At 68.3% G+C, this 19,521-nt stretch carries 12 protein-coding genes; 5 read left to right on the top strand and 7 right to left on the bottom strand.

Features of this window, described 5'->3' with window-relative positions; translation table 11 throughout:
* Positions 1-74: 74 nt before the first annotated feature.
* The 5 genes from ACQPYH_RS31480 to arfA form a co-directional block, all read right to left on the bottom strand.
* Positions 75-1,487: a maltokinase N-terminal cap-like domain-containing protein gene (locus ACQPYH_RS31480; RefSeq protein ID WP_432878695.1), complete on the bottom strand. Its 1,413-nt coding sequence runs from the start codon at positions 1,485-1,487 to the stop codon at positions 75-77.
* Positions 1,487-3,202, bottom strand: coding sequence for a maltose alpha-D-glucosyltransferase (gene treS / locus ACQPYH_RS31475; RefSeq protein WP_432878692.1), 1,716 nt, complete (start codon positions 3,200-3,202; stop codon positions 1,487-1,489). Before treS ends, ACQPYH_RS31480 begins: the two co-directional genes overlap by 1 nt.
* A 524-nt stretch (positions 3,203-3,726) precedes the next feature.
* Positions 3,727-3,930, bottom strand: a complete 204-nt coding sequence (locus ACQPYH_RS31470; protein ID WP_432878689.1) for a hypothetical protein — start codon at positions 3,928-3,930, stop codon at positions 3,727-3,729.
* A 15-nt stretch (positions 3,931-3,945) separates the two neighbouring features.
* Entirely contained in the window at positions 3,946-4,584 is a 639-nt protein-coding gene (locus tag ACQPYH_RS31465) for a sunset domain-containing protein (RefSeq protein WP_432878686.1), read from the bottom strand.
* Positions 4,585-4,688: 104 nt separating this feature from the next.
* On the bottom strand, positions 4,689-5,783 hold the full coding sequence (arfA, locus tag ACQPYH_RS31460) for a channel-forming protein ArfA/OmpATb (protein ID WP_432878684.1): 1,095 nt from the start codon (positions 5,781-5,783) through the stop codon (positions 4,689-4,691).
* 194 nt (positions 5,784-5,977) lie between these two features.
* Between arfA and ACQPYH_RS31455 the strand changes: the two genes are divergently transcribed.
* Positions 5,978-6,562, top strand: coding sequence for a winged helix-turn-helix domain-containing protein (locus ACQPYH_RS31455; protein ID WP_432878682.1), 585 nt, complete (start codon positions 5,978-5,980; stop codon positions 6,560-6,562).
* A 60-nt stretch (positions 6,563-6,622) separates the two neighbouring features.
* On the opposite strand, the gene ACQPYH_RS31450 is transcribed toward ACQPYH_RS31455, so the two are convergent.
* Complete coding sequence (locus ACQPYH_RS31450; RefSeq protein ID WP_432878679.1) at positions 6,623-11,002, bottom strand: S8 family serine peptidase; 4,380 nt, start codon at positions 11,000-11,002, stop codon at positions 6,623-6,625.
* 302 nt (positions 11,003-11,304) lie between these two features.
* On the opposite strand from ACQPYH_RS31450, the gene ACQPYH_RS31445 reads away from it, so the two are divergent.
* The 3 genes from ACQPYH_RS31445 (at position 11,305) to ACQPYH_RS31435 (ending at position 14,670) form a co-directional block, all read left to right on the top strand.
* Positions 11,305-11,901: a winged helix-turn-helix domain-containing protein gene (locus ACQPYH_RS31445; protein ID WP_432878676.1), complete on the top strand. Its 597-nt coding sequence runs from the start codon at positions 11,305-11,307 to the stop codon at positions 11,899-11,901.
* A gap of 63 nt (positions 11,902-11,964) precedes the next feature.
* A complete protein-coding gene (locus tag ACQPYH_RS31440; RefSeq protein ID WP_432878674.1) occupies positions 11,965-13,473 on the top strand; it encodes a GMC family oxidoreductase in 1,509 nt (502 codons plus the stop codon).
* Between the two features lie 39 nt (positions 13,474-13,512).
* Complete coding sequence (locus ACQPYH_RS31435; protein WP_432878671.1) at positions 13,513-14,670, top strand: threonine synthase; 1,158 nt, start codon at positions 13,513-13,515, stop codon at positions 14,668-14,670.
* 92 nt (positions 14,671-14,762) lie between these two features.
* On the opposite strand, the gene ACQPYH_RS31430 is transcribed toward ACQPYH_RS31435, so the two are convergent.
* Positions 14,763-16,751 (bottom strand): alpha-1,4-glucan--maltose-1-phosphate maltosyltransferase, encoded by a 1,989-nt coding sequence (locus ACQPYH_RS31430; RefSeq protein ID WP_432878668.1) that lies wholly within the window; start codon positions 16,749-16,751, stop codon positions 14,763-14,765.
* 175 nt (positions 16,752-16,926) lie between these two features.
* Here ACQPYH_RS31430 and glgP point away from each other — a divergent pair, with 175 nt between their 5' ends.
* Positions 16,927-19,515, top strand: a complete 2,589-nt coding sequence (gene glgP / locus ACQPYH_RS31425) for an alpha-glucan family phosphorylase (RefSeq protein WP_432878666.1) — start codon at positions 16,927-16,929, stop codon at positions 19,513-19,515.
* Positions 19,516-19,521 lie beyond the last annotated feature (6 nt).

The raw sequence follows: 19,521 nt of genomic DNA, 5'->3' as shown, positions 1-19,521 counted from the left end.
AGTATTACAGTGGTCGGCCACCCACGCTCTGTAATTCTCAGCCGGAGTGCGACTACTTGGCAGAGATTTGGGTATTACTGTTCGGCCAAGTGCGCCGCTGCGGACAGCGGGATCTGCAGCCAGGTCGGCCGGTTACGAGCCTCGTACAGCACCTCGTAGATCACCTTGTCGGCGAGGAACGCGTTCAGCAGCACGGTCTGCTCGCGCGGATCGGTGCCCGCCACCTCGGCGTACCCGTCGCAGAAGGCCTGCTGGTTGCGGTTGGCCCACTCGGTCGCGCGGTACGCGATCTGCTGGTCGCCCTCGTGGTCCTGCAGCAGCGACCGGGCCGCGTAGTCGAACGAGCGCAGCATCCCGGCGATGTCCTTCACCGGGGTGTCCAGCGCGCGCCGCTCGATCAGCGACTTGGCAGGCTCGCCCTCGAAGTCGATCAGCTTCCAGCCGTCGATCGTCCGCAGTACCTGTCCGAGATGGAAGTCGCCGTGGATCCGCTGCACCGTGACCGGCTGGTCGTACGCCGCCAGCGCGTCGAACGCGCGCGCCAGACCACCGGCGTACGGCGCGAGGTCCGGGATCGCGGCCGCCGCGGCGTCGAGGCGACGGCGCATCGCGTTCGCGTGCTCGACCAGCTTTTCCGGCTCCCAGATGTCGGTGCCGAGCGCCTTCGCCAGCTCGGAGTGCACCTGCGCGGTGCTCGCGCCGAGCCGGTGCGACTCGGCCGCGAAGTCGCCGCCGACCTCCTCGGCGTGCAGGTCGGCCTCGGCGTACAGGTCGCGCACCGACGAGGTCGCGAACGACCAGCCGTCGGTCGCGCTCTTCTGGAACGCCGTCATCATCGCCAGCTCACCCGAGTCCGTGCCGCCGCCGGCCCGCGGCCACCGACCGCGCGCAGACCCCAGCACCTCCGGGACCAGTTCGGACCCGGACTCGGTGAGCGCCGACTCGATCTCGACCCCCGGGTTGCTCCCGGGCTCGAGCCGGCGGAACACTTTCAGCAGCGCGACATCGCCGAAGACCAGCGACGTGTTGCTCTGCTCAACGGTGAGGACCAGCGACTGGGCATCCTCGGGCACTTCGATCGTCCGGTCCGGAGACTGGACGGGATGGAACTCCAGCCCGTCCAGCTGCCGTCCGTGCGTAAGTCCGTCCAGCCAGTACGGCGTCGCTTCCTTGTCGTGCAAGGCGTCGTACACCCAGACGTCGGCGTCGGCGAGATCCGCCTCCGCCCACTCACCGATCAGCGCGTGGCCGAGGTTGTCGACCGGCGCGCGGTGGTAGCTGAGCGGCAGCTGGTACACCCGGATCGGGATCTCCACCCCGGGCGGACCCGCACAGTAGACGAACCCGATCCGGACCGCCGGCCAGGCGCCCTCGTCCGACAGCCACACCGAGGTGGCCATCGCTTCGACGCGGACGTCGTGTCCCTTCTCCCCGAACCACCTCTGGCTCGCGCAGAAGGACTGGACCTGGTCCAGATGCGAATTCACTACATGCTCTCCTCGTGGTCAGCCGGCTTCGCCAGCCGGAACCAGTAGAAACCGTGGGCGCCGAGGGTCAGAAGGTAGGGCAACTCCCCGATCGTCGGGAAGTGCACACCGCCCAGCAACTCGATCGGCTCCACTCCTTGCCACTGCCGCAGGTCCAGCTCGATCGGTTGCGGGAAGCGGGACAGGTTGTTCACGCACAGCACGACGTCGTCGCCGAACTCGCGAACGTAGGACAGCACGCTCGGGTTGGAACCACCCAGATCCGTAAAAGTACCCATGCCGAAACACGGATGCTGCTTGCGGGTCTGGATCATCCGGCGGGTCCAGTGCAGCAGCGACGAGGCGTTCTCCATCTCGGCCTCGACGTTCACCGCCTGGAAGCCGTAGACCGGGTCCATGATCACCGGCAGGCTGAGCTTGCCGGGCGTCGCGGTGGAGAACGAGGCGTTGCGGTCCGGGGACCACTGCATCGGCGTACGGACGCCGTCGCGGTCGCCCAGCCAGATGTTGTCGCCCATGCCGATCTCGTCGCCGTAGTACAGGATCGGGGAGCCGGGCAGGCTCAGCAGCAGCGCCGTGAACAGCTCCATCTTGTTCACGTCGTTGTCGAGCAGCGGCGCGAGGCGGCGGCGGATGCCGATGTTCGCCTTCATCCGCGGGTCCTGCGCGTACTCGCCCCACATGTAGTCGCGGTCCTCGTCGCTGACCATCTCGAGCGTGAGCTCGTCGTGGTTGCGCAGGAAGATGCCCCACTGGCAGGTGTCCGGGATCTCCGGCGTCTGCGCCAGGATCTCCGAGATCGGGAAGCGCGACTCCCGGCGTACGCCCATGAAGATGCGCGGCATCACCGGGAAGTGGAACGCCATCTGGCACTCGTCGCCGCCCGAGTCGCGGTCGCCGAAGTACTCGACCACGTCGGCCGGCCACTGGTTCGCCTCGCAGAGCAGGACGCGGTCCTCGTAGTTCGCATCCACCTCCTTGCGGACCCGCTTCAGGAACTCGTGGGTCCGGGGGAGGTTCTCGCAGTTCGTCCCGTCGGTCTCGAACAGGTACGGCACCGCGTCCAGCCGGAAGCCGTCCACGCCGCGGTCGAGCCAGAACTTCAGCGCCTCGACGATCGCGTCGCCGACGGCCGGGTTCTCGAAGTTCAGGTCCGGTTGGTTGGAGTAGAACCGGTGCCAGAAGTACTGGCCGCGGACCGGGTCCCAGGTCCAGTTCGAGGACTCGGTGTCGACGAAGATGATCCGCGCGTCGGCGTAGGTGTCGTCGGTGTCCGACCACACGTAGAAATCGCCGAACGGGCCGTCCGGGTCCTCCCGGGAAGCCTGGAACCAGGGGTGCTGGTCCGAGGTGTGGTTCATCACGAAGTCGACGATCACCCGGATCCCGCGCGCGTGCGCCTGGACCAGGAACTCCTCGAAGTCCTGCACGGTGCCGACCTCCGGCATCACGCCGGTGTAGTCGGCGACGTCATAACCGCCGTCGCGCAGCGGGGACGGCTGGAACGGCGGTAACCAGAGGCAGTCGACACCGAGCCACTCGAGGTAATCGAGCTTCTCGGTCAGACCCTGCAGGTCGCCGATGCCGTCGGCGTTCGAGTCCTTGAAGGACCGCACGAGGACCTCGTAGAAGACGGCCCGCTTGAACCACAGCGGGTCACTCTTCGTCAGTCCGTGGTGCTGCTCCGGCAGCATGTCGGTCACGCTCACCTCCATCGGGTGTCTCCAAACCTAGTTCCCGTACCCCGTTCGGGCGCACCTAAAAGGGGAGGGCAGTGCACTGATCCCGGAAGAACCCCGGGGATACCGCGGTGATGTGGTGACGCCGTCGGTCGGACGGTCCCGCAAGGCGTTCCGCATAGTCTGACGGCCCTTTGCCAGTACAAGCAAATAGGCTCGCACTCAGTTGCTCCAACAGCTCCGTGTCAGCGCCGGGGTCCGCGTTCCTGCTCCCGTTGCGTGTACTGCGCTGCCCCGCGCCGGCCCCCACCGCGCAACCGCCGGGGCCGTCTCTTCACAGCCTCGGTCGCAGGCGGTTGCCCTTTGTCGTAGGGAAAGAGCCGGTCCTCAGGAGTGATGACAGCATCCGGCGTCAACACGTCGTCCGGCTCCGCCGGATCGCCGGCCGCCGGGATCTCCTTCGCCATCTCTCAGCGCCCCCTGCCGCGTTTCTTCCCATGCCGCCGCAACTTGGCCTCCTGGCTACTGAGTGTTGTCGCGATCGTAGGACCGGGGGTGGGTCAGTCGGGGAGGTCGACAGTGAGTTGGTCGGGGATGCCGGATTCGGTGGTGGCCTGGGTTATTGAGGTGCGGAGGTCTTCGAGGGCTGCTTCGCGGGTTTCGCCTTCGCCCTGGAGGAAGATGTCGGGGGTGAGGGCGGCTTCGGCGAGCCAGGTGCCGTCCTCGTCCTGTTCGACGACGTAGGGGACGTGGAGCTGGGGCACTGCGTCTCCTCGTGATCAGTCGCGGGGGTCCGCGGACTTGCGGGGGCGGCGGGTGTACTTGGCGAAACCGGCTCGCTCGGCATCGGCCTCGGTGCGGAACCAGACTTCAGGTTTGGTACGCCCGTAGTACGGCGAATCCGGCGTGTGGAACAGCATCGACTGCGCGTTGCCCTTGATCGTGAAGCCGTCCGGCGGCCCCTGATGCGGTACGGCGTCGGCCGAGCCCTCGCCGTACCGGCCGGGCAGTACGTCGGCCGTCGTCTGCGGCTCGGGCGCTGCCATGTCGACCTCGAACAGCGTCGGCTCGGCCTCCATCACCCGGGAGAAGACAGGCTGCGGCACCTCCCGAACAGGAACCTCCGGCGCTGCAGCCGCGGCCCGCGGTGGTGCTGCGGGCTTCTGCGATGCAGGCGCGGCCTGGGACGCGGGAACGGCCTGCGGTGCGGGAGCGGCCTGCGGTGCGGGAGCGGCCTGCGATGCGGGAGCGGCCTGCGATGCGACGGCGGCTCCGACGAGGACGGGTTCTTCCGCGGGCGGCTCGTCCGCGAGTGCGGGGGCCGGGCGGCGGCGGTCGAGCAGGACCCACGTGATCGCTGCGCCGAGGAAGAACGCGAGCAGCGACCACAGCCAGTTGTGGCGTAAAAGCCAGCTCATCCGCGCGCCTCCCTCACCAGGCGATGTACGAGCCACGCGGCCGCGCTGCCCAGGACGAAGGCGACCAGTAGCAGGATCCAGGTCTCGGCGATCAGCCAACTCATTCAGTTCCCCTGCACTACTCGGAGCTCGGCCCGGCGGTTCGCGATCCGCCCGGCGCCGGTGGCGTTGGAAGCGATCGGGAAGGCCTGCCCGTACCCGTGCGCGAGGATGCGATCCGCGTTCACCCCGAGCCGCACCAGCTCCGCCTTCACCGCGGCGGCGCGACGCTCGGACAACGGCAGGCTGGTCGCCGGCGAACCCAGGTCGTCGGTGTGACCGGCCACCTCGACCCGCACCGTCGTACACGTCTTCAGTACTGCGGCAGCCCGCACGACCGACGGCTTCGACGCGTCGTTCACGATCGACGTACCGGACAGGAAGTTGATCTTGTACTGCCGGCTGAACTCGGCCAGCCGGGTCTGGAACGTGCGGCACGGCTCGGTCAGCGCGGTCTTCGGCGGTGCCGGCAGCTGCAGCTGATCGGCGAGAACCGCACCGGGCACCGCCTTCGCAGCGGCCCGTCCGACGGTCGCCTTGGTCGCCTGGTCCGGCACCTCACCCGACAGCGTGACGGTGTCCCCGTCGTACCGGACCGAGGCGTCGCCCGTCCCGATCGCGAGCGCCCGCAGCAGCGCGGAGAGCGGCGCGGCATCGGCGAGCCCATTGGCCGGGTCGATCGTCGTACGGTCGTCGTACTGACGGTCCGGGCCGAGCAGCTGCTCAACCTCGGCGGAGATCGCGTCCTTGACCGCTTGGCTCTGCACCGGCGCCTGCACCCGGATCGACCGATCCGTCCGCCCGACTTCGAACGCCGGTACGCCGGACTCCTCGGCCGGCGCACTGGTAGAAGTCGGAGTAGGCGTCGGCGTGGACCCGCCCTCGATCCGTACCGAGCGAACCCCTTCGACCCCGACGGCGATCGCCTGAACCTGCGCTGGATCCGCGTCACCGGATACGACGATCTTCGCGTCCCGGCCGTCGAAATCGACTGACGCGTTCTCGATCCCGCGGGCCTTCAACGCGGCCACCGTACGGTCGCGCAGATCGTCCTCGGTGGTGCCGGCCTTGGCGGGAATCAGCACAGCCGTCAGCAGTACAGGTACTGCGAGGGCCGCGAGCAACCAGATGATGAGCGGCCGCCGAACCAGACCGGGCACTGTTCCTCCGTGGATGCGGTCAGAGTGGCCGTGCGCGAGGAGACTACTCCGCATCGCCCCAGCTCTGCACACTCCACGGGGGAGCGTCGCAGATTTTCCTTCTGCAGAAGCTGTCCTGTCTCGGACAGGACGCATATGTGCCAGCTCGCTGCGCAAGGAATCCCTTGACTTAGTTCGCGCCGTAAACCGTACTTGTGGCGGGCCAGTTCGACTGGGAGGGGCGTGCTGTGGTGTCGATGGAGTCGCTGGAGAGGTCGTCCGATTCGTCATTGATCATCGGCGTGGCCGCGTCCACGGCCGAACGTGTACACCTGGCTCGCCTGCTCGGCGAAGCCGACGCACTGCTCCTGGTGTCGAGCGCGGATCAGGCCCGCGCGTTCCTGGAGCTCACCGGAGTAACCATCGCGCCGAGCTCGACGGTGATGGCTCCGGTCGTGGCACAGGTCGTGGCGCCGGTCGCCAAGCCGATCAGAGCGGTACCGGAGCCCGTCGCCGAACTGCGCCTGGACGTCGACCGCCGCGTGGTCCGCTGGAAGGACCGCGAGATGCCGTTGACCCGGCTGGAGCACGACTTCCTGCACTGCCTCGTGACGGAGCCCGGCCGGGTCTGGACGTACCAGCGTCTGCACCACGCCGTCTGGGGCAACGAGCACCTCGGCCACGGCTCGCACATCCACTCGGTCGTCAAACGCTTGCGCCAGAAGCTCACAAACCTCGGCGCCACCGTCACCATCCACGCTGTCCGCGGCGTCGGCTTCCACCTCCTGCCAACTGCGTAGAACAGAGCTCGGCCCCCGGACCAGTGCGGTCCGGGGGCCGAGTCTTTTACTGCCTGACTACTACTTGATCGACTTCAGTGCGAAGTTCTCGGTGACCGGCGTGCCGGCTACCAACTTCGTGGTGCGGGTTTGTGGCTTGTAGCCGTCCTTGGCGGCGATCAGGGTGAGCGGGTTGTTGCGACGGTCGAGCCAGTAGGCGTACTGGCCGTCCTTGTCGGTGATGAAGGTGTACGACTGCGCCCACGAGTCCACCTCGACGATCGCACCCGGGAGGGCGGCGGTGGCGCCGGACGAGCTGACGCCCGTGACGGTGCCGAGCAGCTTGCTCCAGGTGTTCGGCGGGGTGACGTTCATCGTCACGCCGACCGCTGCGACGTTGTACGGGGTGTTCTCGCCGATCGTCACGGCGCCGCTGTAGGCACCGGGCTGGTCGACGTTCGCGGTGAGCGTGACCTTGACGGTCGTCGACTGTCCCGGGGCCAGGGTGGCCTCGGTCTGGTCGAGCGACATCCAGCTCACGTCCGCCGACGACTCGGAGCAGTCCTCGAGACCCGGCAGGGCCTCACTGTCCGCGGTGGCGTTGAAGCTGCCGGACGAGCCACCGATCTTGTAGAAGCCACACGCCGCACCACCGCGGTACCGCGGCAGGTTGGCGTTCGGCAGCGCGGTCCAGCTGTCCGACGCCGGGTCGTAGGAGAACCCTGCGTTGGTCACCGCACCGGCCTGGACACCGCCGACGACGAGCAGCTTGCCACCGGCGACGGCGTACGACGCCGCCCAGTGGTCGGCCGGAGCGTCCGCGATCGCGGTCCAGGAGTCTGCTCCCGGGTCGTAGACGTACGCCGACTTCAGCGAGTTCGTGCCGTCGTTACCGCCGGCGCAGTACAGCTTGCCGTCGATGGCGCCGCAGGAGGCGAACGCGACCGACTGCGGGTAGTTCGCCAGCGTCTCCCAGGCGTTGCTGCCCGCGTCGTAGCGGACCACCGTGTTGCTCATCGGCAGACAGCCGGACGTGGTGCAACCGCCGACGGCGTACAGCTTGCCGTCGAGTACGGCCTGACCGGCGGCCGCGCGCGGAGCCGGGTTGGCCGCGAGCGCGGACCAGGCGTTGGCGGCCGGGTCGTACGACCAGGTCTCCGGCGCCGGGCCGGCGTCCGCCCAGCCGGAGCTGGCGACGATCTTGCCGCCGACGACGCCGACGGTGATGGCGTTGCGAGCACCCGGCAGCGGGGCGATCGCGGTCCAGGCCATCGTGGCCGGGTCGTACACGTAGCTGTTCGCCGTCGACGCGCTGCCGTTGCCGCCGCCGATCGAGTAGACCTTGCCGTCGAGGTTGACGACCCGGTTGTCCATCACGGTCGCCGGGTAGTCGGCGATGTCGGCCCACGGAGCCGCCTGCGGCTTCGCGGCGACCGGCGCGGCACCGGTCTTGCCCGACAGCATCCGGGCGAACGAGGTGTTCACGGCGATCCGCTGCAGCGGTGCGCCGGTCCCGCTCTCCACCTGCGCCTTGGTGGTCTTGGTGCCGTTCGCGTTCTCCAGGACGAAGCCGCTGTCCTTCTCACCGAACTTCACGTCGACATCCGCACCGCCGGTGTTGGTGACCTTGAACGACTTGGTCACGGTGCCGGTCGGCAGCTTCAGGTTGCCGGTGATGCTGCCCGGCGTGACCGACAGCTGTCCGGCCTTCAGCGTGTAGTCGGCCGTGGTGGTCCAGTCGGCCTCGACCGGAACGGTCGCGGTCGAGCTGACGTAGTTGCCGGCCTTGGCGGTGAAGCTCTGGTCGCCGTCGACCGACGAGTACAGCCAGTAGAAGCCGTCGTTCAGACCGGTGTCCTCGGGCGTCGCCACGGTGGTCGCGCTCTCCGACGAGCCGTCACGAGTGACGACCGCGCCGTTCACGAAACCGCTGGTGTTGGCGTCCTTGACGTTGCCGACGACGAGACCGCCGCCCGTCGGCTCACAGGTGATCTGGCTGCCGATCAGCACGCTGTCGACCTCCCACCACCATTCGTACGACGCGTCGTAGTAGTGGAAGCGAACCTGTACGGCGGACTTGCCGGCCGCCTGCGGGATCGCGATCTCCTTGACCCCACGGGCGTCCGCGACCTGGGACGCGACGTTGGCCCAGGTGGCGCCGCCGTCGATCGACAGGTCGACGTCGGCCTTCTCGCCGCCGAGCCAGTTGAGGTCCTGGTTGAACCGGATCACCGGAGCGGTGACCGAGCTCAGGTCCACCACCGGGCTGACCAGTGAGGTGTCCTGCGAGCCGCCGGGGCCGTAGTGGTCGCTGTCGATGACCGCGAAGCCGCCGTTGCCGCCGGACAGGTTGGTCCGGTTGCCCGGGTCGTTGAACTGCCAGACCTGGCCGTTGCCCTTGTTGTCGACCAGGTTCCAGCCGCTCGGCGTCGTACCCGAGTCGAAGGTCTGGTAGACGCCGTCCGAGCCGTACGTGTAGCCCGGCGCGGTGGTGCAGGAGTCAGCGGTGACCGGAACCGAGATGTTCTTGGTCAGGTTGCCGCTGCCGACCGTGATCGGCTGGCTGACGGTCTGGTAGCCCGGGTACTTCGCCTCGACCTTGAGCGAGTACGCCGCACCGGACGGGACCTTCAGGCTGTAGCGGCCGTTGCTCGGGGTCGTGTAGTCGAACACGCCACCCGGGCCCTCCACCGACACCTTCGCGTACAGCGGCCAGCCGTGGCCGGAGCCGTCCGTGACGGTGCCACCGACACTCACCTGCGGAGTGCTCTCCAGGGCGAAGTTCTTGGTGGTGGTCTGACCGGTGGTGATGGTGGCCGTGGCGGTCTGGGTCTTGTACCCGAACGACGCGACCGTGAGCGTGTAGTCGCCGGCCGGAAGCACCGACGAGAACGTGCCGTTGCTGCCGGTGGTCAGCGACTTGTCGGCCTGACCGTCCTGGTGCACCGTCACGCTGGCGCCGGCGAGAGCGGCACCACCGGTGGCGGCGGTGACCGTGCCGGACAGCGTGCCGGTGTCGCCGATCGGGGCAGCGTTCAGGAGCGCGAGCGCGTCCAGACGACCCTGACCGAAGACGTTGTTGTTCGCGTCGGTGCCACCGCACTGGCTGTTCGGGGCGTCGATCGCGGTCTGGTTCAGCAGCGCCCGCGTGGCCGCCACGTCACCCTTCAGGGACGGCGATGCGGACCACAGCAGGGCCACGGTGGCCGTGAGGTGTGGTGTCGCCATCGACGTACCGTTGAACGCGCCGTAGGTGTTACCCGGCAGGCTGGACCGGACGTTGACACCGGGAGCCGAGATGTTCGGCTTGATGGTGCCGTCCTGGCCGACCCCGCGACCGGAGAACGACGCGATGCTGTTGTTGATGTCGTAGGCGCCGGCCGAGTAGTTGCTGGTCAGGCTGCCCGGCGAACCGGAGGTGTTGCAGCCGCCCTCACCACTGTTGCCGTTGGCGAACGCACCGAAGATCCCGGACGCGGTCCAGGCCAGGGTGATGTCCTCCATGAACGGGTCGTTCGACGGCAGGGTCGAGCCCCACGAGTTGTTGATGACGTTCGGCCGCTTGCTCGCGTCCGGGCTCTGCCCGGCGAGGTCGGTCGGCTCGAGCATCCACTGGCCGGACGAGATCAGCGCGGCGTCGCTCGGGCAGCAGCCGTTCGCGGCGATCCACTTCACGCCCGGGGCGACACCGATCTGGTTGCCTGCGCCGTCGTCGCCGACCATGGTGCCCATCGTGTGGGTGCCGTGGCCGTTGCCGTCGGACGGTGCGTTCGGCGAGGTGCCGGCCGCGTCGAACCAGTTGTAGTTGTGGTTGAAGGTGCCGTCGCCGTTGTTGCCGCGGTACTGGTTCACCAGCGCCGGGTGGTCGTACTGCACCCCGGTGTCGATGCTGGCGACGACGATGCCCTCACCCTTGTCGCCGTACTGCGACCAGACCTGGTTCGCCTTGATGTTCGCGACGCCCCACTCGACGGCCTGGATCGCCTTCTCCTGCTGGCCCGGCGTGACCTTGGGTACCTCGATCTGGACGGGGGCGTACAGGCCCTCGACCTCGTTGTGGCCGGCCAGGTTCTCGGCCAGCGCGAGCGATCCGCTCTCGATCCGGATCGCGTTCGTACCCCAGAACGCCTGGTACTTCACGTGCTGCGCGTCCAGTTCGGCGCGGATCGACGCCTGGCTGTCCGCGGCGGACTTCTTCAGCGCGGCGGCCACAGCCGTGCCGCGCTCGTTCCAGTTGGTGATCTTGCTGGCGGCGGTCAGGTCGGCCTTCGCGCCGAAACGGACCCAGTAGTCCGTCGCGGACTTGGCGTCCTTGCCGTCCAGCTTCGCCATGAGTTCCGGCTTGATCTTGGCGGCGGGCGATGGCGTGGCTTCCGGTTTGGTCGGTGGCGACGCTTGGGCCTGGCCGGCGGCGGCCATCCCGGTCGCTACGACGGCCAGCGCCGCCAGGGTGCTCACCACGGATCTGGTGAGTCCCTTTCGTGGTTGTGACATCTCTGCAGCCCCTCACTTGAACGACCCCGAGCTCGACTCCCCCGAGTCATTTGCTGCAATTGCGGCAGGAGGGCGTGAAGACGCTCCGTGCCCCCCAGGTTGCGGCATGTGACACCGCAAGCTTGACGTGGAATCTATGTGTCAGAACAACGTGGTAACAAGCACACCTCGTGAGCAAGATGTGACTAGCTGTCGTGCCAATCGAGGCAACCTGGGCAAAGGCTGGCAATTCGTTGACGATCTGAGGCAACGCTTGACATCGTGATCAGATGGTCACCGCCCGTATAGACCTGACCACGACAGGACCCGACGAAGAGCCGTTCCCGCTGCTGATCGCGGTCGCGGCTTCTGCTGAGCAACGCGTCCGGCTGGCTGAGCTTGTCGACGACGTCGCACCGCTGCTGCTCGTCTCCAGCCTCGAGGAGCTGCGCCGGCTGCTGGTTCCCGCCCAGCAACCCCCGCCCGCCGCGCCCGAGCACCCCGAACCCCCGGAGCCCGATGCGGTCGAAGCCGCCGTGGTCCGGGCCCCGGGCGAGGAGCCGGGCGCCGACGTACTCACCATCGACCGGGCCCGCTCGGTCGCCCGCTGGCGCGATCGAGAGATCCAGCTGACCGACCTCGAGCACGACCTGCTCACCCGGCTGATGTCCACGCCGCTCCGCGTCTGGTCGTACGACGCCTTGCACCAGACCGTCTGGCGCGACCTCAACGTCCGCGGCACCGCCGATGTCCACTCGGTGGTCAAGCGCCTGCGCCGCAAACTCGACGAACTCGGCACGACAGTCACCATCGACGCCGTCCGCGGCACCGGCTTCCGTCTCACCGATCACCAACGCCCGATGATCACGGATCTCCGCGCGGGGTAGTTTCTGAGCCGGGGCTCGTTGCTGCCGGAGGATCGTGCGATCGTGAGGTCAGGGGGAGGCCGAATGAGCGCCGACGTGATCGTGGTGGGGGGCGGCACCGCAGGGTGCGTGCTGGCGGCCCGGCTGAGTGAGGACGCGGGGTGCTCGGTCTTGCTGGTCGAGTCCGGGCCCGACTATCCAACGCTGGACGAATTGCCGGCCGATGTTGCCGACGCCTCCGCGCCGACGGTGGAGCACGACTGGGGCTACTACGCCGAGGCTGACCTGCTGGACCGGCGCATCCCGCTACCGCGAGCGCGGCTGATCGGCGGCTGTTCAGCCACCAACGGTTGCTTCGCGCTGCGCGGTGCTCCGGCCGACTACGACCATTGGCAGGCTCTGGGCAATCCCGGGTGGAGCTTCGACGAGGTCCTGCCGTTCTTCCGGCGGCTGGAATCCGACCTGGACTTCGCCGACGACTGGCACGGGACCGACGGTCCGGTCCCGATCCGCCGCCATCCGGTCGACGAACTCAACCCGATCCAGCGAGCGTTTATCGATGCCGCCGTTCAGGCCGGGCACGGGTACGTCGAGGACCACAACCGACCAGGCGCAATCGGCGTCGGACCGACTCCACGCAACGTCCGGGACGGCCTGCGAATGAGCACTGCCGTCACCTACCTCGCCGCCGCCCGGCACCGGCCGAACCTCGCCATCCGTTCCGGCACGACGATCGGGCGGATAGAGATCGCGCACGGCCACGTGGTCGGCGTGCGCTCCACAACGGGCGAACTGCTCGAGGCGGATCGCGTCGTACTGGCGGCCGGCACCTACGGCAGTCCGGCGATCCTCGCTCGCTCGGGCGTTGGCTCCGCAGCTCGCCTGTCTCGTCTTGACATCGACGTCGTGGCGGATCTGCCTGCTGTCGGCGAGCATCTGATCGACCATCCGATCGTTGCCGTCGACCTCCCCACGAGACCGGCTGCGGGACCGCGGTTCCAGGCGATCGCCACGCTGTCTCCGACGTCCAGTGGAACGCCGGACCTCCACCTCTTCGCGGCCGGACCGTTCCCCGTCGACCGTGAGGTCAGCGAGTCCGGCGCGGTCTTCGGAATCGTCGCCGGGCTGATGGCCCCGCGATCGGAGGGAGCGGTGCGGCTCCGATCCGCTGACCCCGGCGATCCGCCGCGCATCGACGTGGCACACCTTCGTCACCCCGACGACCTCGCCCGCATGGTCGACGCCACCGTCGAGGCCCGCCGGATCGCCCGCAGCGAGCCGCTCGCCACGCTCGTCGTCGGCGCCGAGATCGCACCAGGGCCGGCCGTCGCGGACGACGACCGCACCGCGATCGCCGAGTCCGTTCGCAGCCGCGTCGCCTCCTACCACCACCCGGTGGGCACCTGCCGGATGGGCACCGACCCCGACCGGGACGCGGTTGTGGACGCCCGGGGCCGGGTCTACGGCGTCGACGGGCTCCGGGTCGCCGATGCATCGGTGATGCCGACGATTCCAGCCGCCAACACCAACCTGCCGACCATCATGGTGGCCGAGCGGATGGCCGCCTGGCTGAGGATGTCCGACTCGGTCTGATCAGGTACCCATTGAGCAGGAGCGGTAGTTTCTGAGGTTGTGACCTTCTCTGCGCTGAGTCATCTCGAGTGCCCTCGTTGTGGAGCAACCCACGACGCCGACCAGATCATCGGCCTCTGCCCGTGCGGATCGCCGCTGCTCGCGCGGTACGACCTGCCGTCCGTCACGGTGACGCCGGCCGCGTTGGCCGATCGCGCGCCGGACCTGTGGCGATACCACGAGCTGCTGCCGGTGCGATCGCCCGACAACGTGGTGACGCTGGGGGAGGGGATGACGCCGCTGCTGCCGTTGCCTCGGTACGGCGCTGAGCTCGGGGTCGATCGGCTGCTGATGAAGGACGAGGGGCTGATCCCGACCGGTACGTTCAAGGCGCGGGGCGCGGCCGTCGGGGTGTCGCGTGCATACGAGGTCGGCGTACGGAAGATCGCGATGCCGACGAACGGGAACGCCGGGTCCGCGTGGGCGGCGTACTCCGCTCGCGCCGGGATGGAGGCGCTGATCGCGATGCCGATCGCGGCACCGGAGATCTGCCGGCGCGAGGTGACGGTCGTCGGGGCGGAGCTGGTGCTGATCGACGGGCTGATCGGCGACGCGGCGGCGTACGTCCGGGAGCAGCCCGGGTACTTCGATGCGTCGACGCTGAAGGAGCCGTACCGCATCGAGGGCAAGAAGACGATGGGGCTGGAGATCGCCGAACAGCTTCAGTGGCAGCTGCCGGATGTGATCGTGTACCCGACCGGCGGCGGCGTCGGCATCATCGGCATCTGGAAGGCGCTCAACGAGCTCCTCGACCTCGGCTGGATCTCCGGCCCGCTCCCGCGACTGGTCGCCGTACAGTCGACGGGCTGCGCGCCGATCGTCCGCGCGTGGGAGAAGGGCCTACCGGAAAGCGAACCGTGGCCGGACGCCCGCACTGTTGCCTTCGGCATCACCGTCCCCAAGGCCTTCGGCGATTTCCTAGTCCTGCAAGCGATCGCGGAGACCAACGGCTGCGCAGTCGCCGTCGACGACGAAGACATCCTCGCCGAACAACACAAGGCCGCCCGCCTGGAAGGCTCCTTCATCTGCCCAGAGGGCGCAGCCAACTTCGCCGCCATCCGCGAGTTACGCGAGTCCGGCTGGATCCGCGCCGACGACCAGGTAGTAGCCCTAAACACCGGCGCAGGCCTGAAGTACCCAGAGACTGTCCCGCTCTGAACGAAGCCGCGCGGTCGGCAACACTTTCTGGGGACTGGAGATGGGCTATTGCCTATCGTCAGTCCCCGGCAGGGGTGGCAGGTGCGCGGTTGCTAGGCCTGGCCGCGGCGTACGGCGAGGATGTGGGCGGGTTCGGCGTTGGGGTCTAGTTTTATGTAGTTCTGTTGGCCCCAGCGCCAGGTTGCGCCGGTGATTTCGTCGTAGACGGTGAAGGTGTCTTCGGGGCGCATGCCGAGGGCGGCCATGTCGAGGTGGACCATCGACTCGCGGACGGAGTGCGGGTCGGTGTTGACCACGATGATGACGGTGTCGGTGTGGCCGTCGGGGGCGGTTGAGCGCTTCGAGAAGCACATGATGGCTTCGTCGTCGACGGTGTGCAGTGACAGGTTGCGCAGTTGCTGGAGTGATGGGTGCCGGCGGCGGATGTTGTTCAGCAGGGTGAGGTACGGCGCTAGCGAGCGCCCCTCCGCCTCAGCCGCAGCCCAGTCGCGCGGGCGGAGCTGGAACTTCTCGGTGTCCAGGTACTCCTCGGACCCGGGCCGCAGCGCGACATGCTCGAACAGTTCGTATCCGGCGTACACACCCCAAGCAGGCGACGACGTCGACGCGATCGCGGCGCGGATCTTGAAGGCACCGGGGCCGCCGTACTGCAGGTAGGCCGTGAGGATGTCCGGCGTGTTCACGAAGAAGTTCGGGCGCAGGTAGTGCCCGCTCTCCTTGGTGAGCTCGGTGAGGTACTCCTCGAGCTCCCACTTCTCGTTGCGCCACGTGAAGTACGTGTACGACTGGTGGAAGCCGACCTTCGCCAGCTCGCGCATCATCGGGCGACGGGTGAACGCCTCCGACAGGAACACCACGTCGGGATCGGTCTTGCGGATCTCGCCGAGCAGGTACTCCCAGAAGTTGACCGGCTTCGTGTGCGGGTTGTCGACGCGGAACACCGTGACGCCCTTGGAGATCCACAGCCGGACGATCCGCAGTACTTCGGCGTAGATGCCTTCGGGGTCGTCGTCGAAGTTGATCGGGTAGATGTCCTGGTACTTCTTCGGCGGGTTCTCGGCGTACGCGATCGAACCGTCGGCGCGCTTCGTGAACCACTTCGGGTGGTCCTTCACCCACGGGTGGTCCGGCGACGCCTGCAGGGCAAGGTCGATCGCGACCTCCAGGCCGACCTCGCGCGCGCGGCCGACGAAGTACTCGAAGTCCTCGAACGTGCCGAGCTCGGGGTGGATCGCGTCGTGGCCGCCGTCCTCGGAGCCGATCGCCCACGGTGAACCCGGGTCGCCCGGCTTCGGGTCGAGGGTGTTGTTGGGGCCCTTGCGGAACGAGTGGCCGACCGGGTGGATCGGCGGCACGTAGAGGATGTCGAAGCCCATCTTCGCGACGGCCTCGAGCCGCTGCGCCGCCGTACGGAAGGTGCCGGAGGCCCATTGACCCGACTCTTCGTCGTACGTCGCGCCCTCGGAGCGCGGGAAGAACTCGTACCAGCTGCCGTACAGCGCACGGGTCCGGTCGACCCACACCGGGTACGTCTCCGACGACGTGATCAGCTCGCGCACCGGGTACCGACCCAGGGCGGCGCGGACCTGCGGCGAGATGCCTGCGGCCAGACGCGCTTCCGGCGGCAACGCCCCGTTCGCCAACGCATGCGCGGCATCGCTCAACGTCCCGCGGTCGGCACGCACTGCCGGTGGTACGCCGGCCGCCGCGCGATCGAAGAACGCGGCGCCCTCGGCGAACATCAGGTCGACGTCGAGGCCGGCCGGCACCTTGATCTCGGCGTTGTGCCGCCACGTACCGTACGGGTCGCTCCAGCCTTCGACGGCGAACGTCCACGCGCCTTGCTCCTGCAGCGTCACGTCGACGGTCCAGCGGTCGGAGCCCTGACCCACCGGACTCATCAGCATGCGTCTGGTCTGTCCCGACGGCGACGTCAGTACGACGTTCGCGTTCACCGCATCGTGGCCTTCGCGGAAAACCGTGGCCGCGATGGTGAACGTCTCGCCGACCGCTGCCTTGGCCGGATACGCTCCGGCGTCAACGGTCGGGGTGACCTCGGTGATCGGGATGCGCCCAGTCATGGCGTGGATGAACTCCCTGTGTCTGGCCGGATGTCAGCAAGTCGGAACTACAGGACTGACGTTATCGGTTCCCAGTAGTCGTCTGTGACACACGGGGCTGCAAAATCTTGCTCGCGTTGCAAGATCGATGCATGCCGAAGGTGTTTTGCGAACCCCGGCCCGGTACGGTGTCCCGGTGCGAGCGATACGACGATTTTCCGTCCGCCCTGTCCTGCCTGCGCCGCTGACCGGTCTGGGCACCCTGGTGAACAACCTCCGCTGGGCCTGGCACCCGGAGACGCAGGACGTCTTCGAGGCCGTCGACCCGCAGTTGTGGCGGACCACCGGCGGTGACCCGGTCAAGCTGCTCGGCGAGGTACCGGCGGCCCGGCTCGACGAGCTGGCCAACGACCACGCTTTCCTGCGCCGGCTGGAACTGGCAGTAGCCGACCTCGACAGCTATGTGACCGAAGACCGGTGGTTCCAGAGCGCCGGATCGCCGCTGAACGCGGTGGCCTACTTCTCCCCGGAGTTCGGCATCACCCACGTCCTCCCGCAGTACTCCGGTGGTCTGGGCATCCTTGCCGGTGACCACCTGAAGGCGGCGAGCGACCTCGGCGTACCGCTGATCGGCGTCGGCCTGCTGTACCGGCACGGGTACTTCACGCAGTCGCTGAACCGCGAGGGCTGGCAGCAGGAGCGTTACCCCCTGGTGGACCCGGACGGGCTGCCGATCAGCCTGCTGCGGGATGGTGACGCACCCGCGACCGTGACGCTGACCTTGCCGGGCAACCGGCAGCTGCACGCGCAGATCTGGGTCGCCCAGGTCGGCCGTGTTCCGTTGCTGATGCTCGACTCCGACATCGAGGAGAACGAGCCCTCCGAGCGTGAGGTGACCGACCGGCTGTACGGCGGTACCACCGAGCACCGGCTGCTCCAGGAGCTGCTGCTCGGCGTCGGCGGTGTCCGCGCCGTCCGCACGTACTGCCGGATCACCGGTCACGCGGCGCCCGAGGTGTTCCACACCAACGAGGGTCACGCCGGCTTCCTCGGTGTCGAGCGGATCCGCGAGCTGGCCGCCGAGAAGGACCTCGACTTCGACACCGCGCTCGAGGTCAACCGCGGCGGCACCGTGTTCACCACGCACACCCCGGTCCCGGCCGGTATCGACCGGTTCCCGGTCGAGCTGATCCAGCAGCACTTCTCGGCCGACGTGTTCGGTCCCGAGGTGCCGATCGACCGCATCCTCTCCCTCGGCGCCGAGGACTTCGAGGGCGGCGACCCGGCGCTGTTCAACATGGCGATCATGGGTCTGCGGCTGGCGCAGCGGGCCAACGGTGTGTCGAAGCTGCACGGCGTCGTCAGCCGCGGGATGTTCTCCGGGCTGTGGCCGAGCTTCGACTCCACCGACGTGCCGATCACCTCGATCACCAACGGCGTGCACGCGCCGACCTGGGTGGCGCGCGAGATCCACGACCTCACGTACGCGAACTACACGGCCGACGAGGACATCTTCGAGGGCCTCGACAAGACCACCGACCAGCAGATCTGGGAGACGAAGCGGCTGCTGCGGCAGCGGTTCATCGACGACACCCGGGCGCGGGTCCGGCAGTCGTGGATCAACCGCGGCGCGAGCGAGGCCGAGCTCGGCTGGGTCGACTCGATCCTCGACCCGGACGTCCTGACGATCGGCTTCGCGCGGCGGGTTCCGTCGTACAAGCGACTCACGTTGATGCTGCGCGACCCGGAGCGGCTGAAGGCGCTACTGCTGCATCCGCAGCGGCCGATCCAGATCGTCATCGCGGGCAAGTCGCATCCGCACGACGAGGGCGGCAAGAAGCTGATCCAGGAGGTCGTCCGGTTCGCAGACGACCCGGACGTGCGGCACCGGATCGTGTTCGTGCCGGACTACGACATCGCGCTGGCGCAGCCGATGTACCCGGGTTGCGACGTCTGGCTGAACAACCCGCTCCGCCCGTACGAGGCGAGCGGCACGTCCGGCATGAAGGCGGCGCTGAACGGCGCGCTCAACCTGTCCATCCGCGACGGCTGGTGGGACGAGTGGTACGACGACGAGTTCGGCTGGTCGATCCCGTCCGCGGACGGAGTCGAGGACACCGACCGGCGTGACGACCTCGAGGCACACGCGCTGTACGACCTGATCGAGAAGCAGGTCGCGCCGCGCTTCTACGACGGCGCCGTGCCGGCCCGGTGGATCCAGAACCTGCGGAACACGATCAAGGACCTCGGCCCGAAGGTGCTCGCCACCCGGATGGTGCGGGACTACGTCGAGCAGCTGTACGTGCCGGCCGCGAAGTCGTCGCGTTCGCTGAACTCGACGTACGACGGTGCGCGCGAGCTGGCTGCGTGGAAGCAGAAGGTGGTCGCGGCCTGGCCGCAGATCCGCGTCGACCACGTGGAGCTGCAGGGTCTCGGCGACGTGCCGCAGCTGGGGACGACCGTTGGGATCCGCGCGTTCGCGGCGCTCGGCGATCTCGCTCCGGATGACATCTGTGTCGAGGTCCTGCACGGTCGCGTCGACGCCAACGACGAGATCACGGACCCGGTCCGTGCGTCGCTGTCGCTGGCCGAGACGTACGAAGGCAACCGCCACCGCTACGAAGGCGAGCTGAAGCTGGACCGCACGGGCCCGTTCGGCTACACGGTCCGCGTCGTCCCGAACCACGCGGCCCTGGCCAGCGTCGCCGAGCTCGGCCTGGCCGCCGGCCCGTCCGACCCCGACGACCCGTCCACTCCCGACCTCCCGGCCGGCTCGGAGTTCTGAGCCCAC

The organism is Kribbella sp. CA-245084 (genome assembly GCF_050942355.1).
Classification (GTDB): Bacteria; Actinomycetota; Actinomycetes; order Propionibacteriales; family Kribbellaceae; genus Kribbella.
This window is presented reverse-complemented; position numbering and strand designations above follow the sequence as displayed.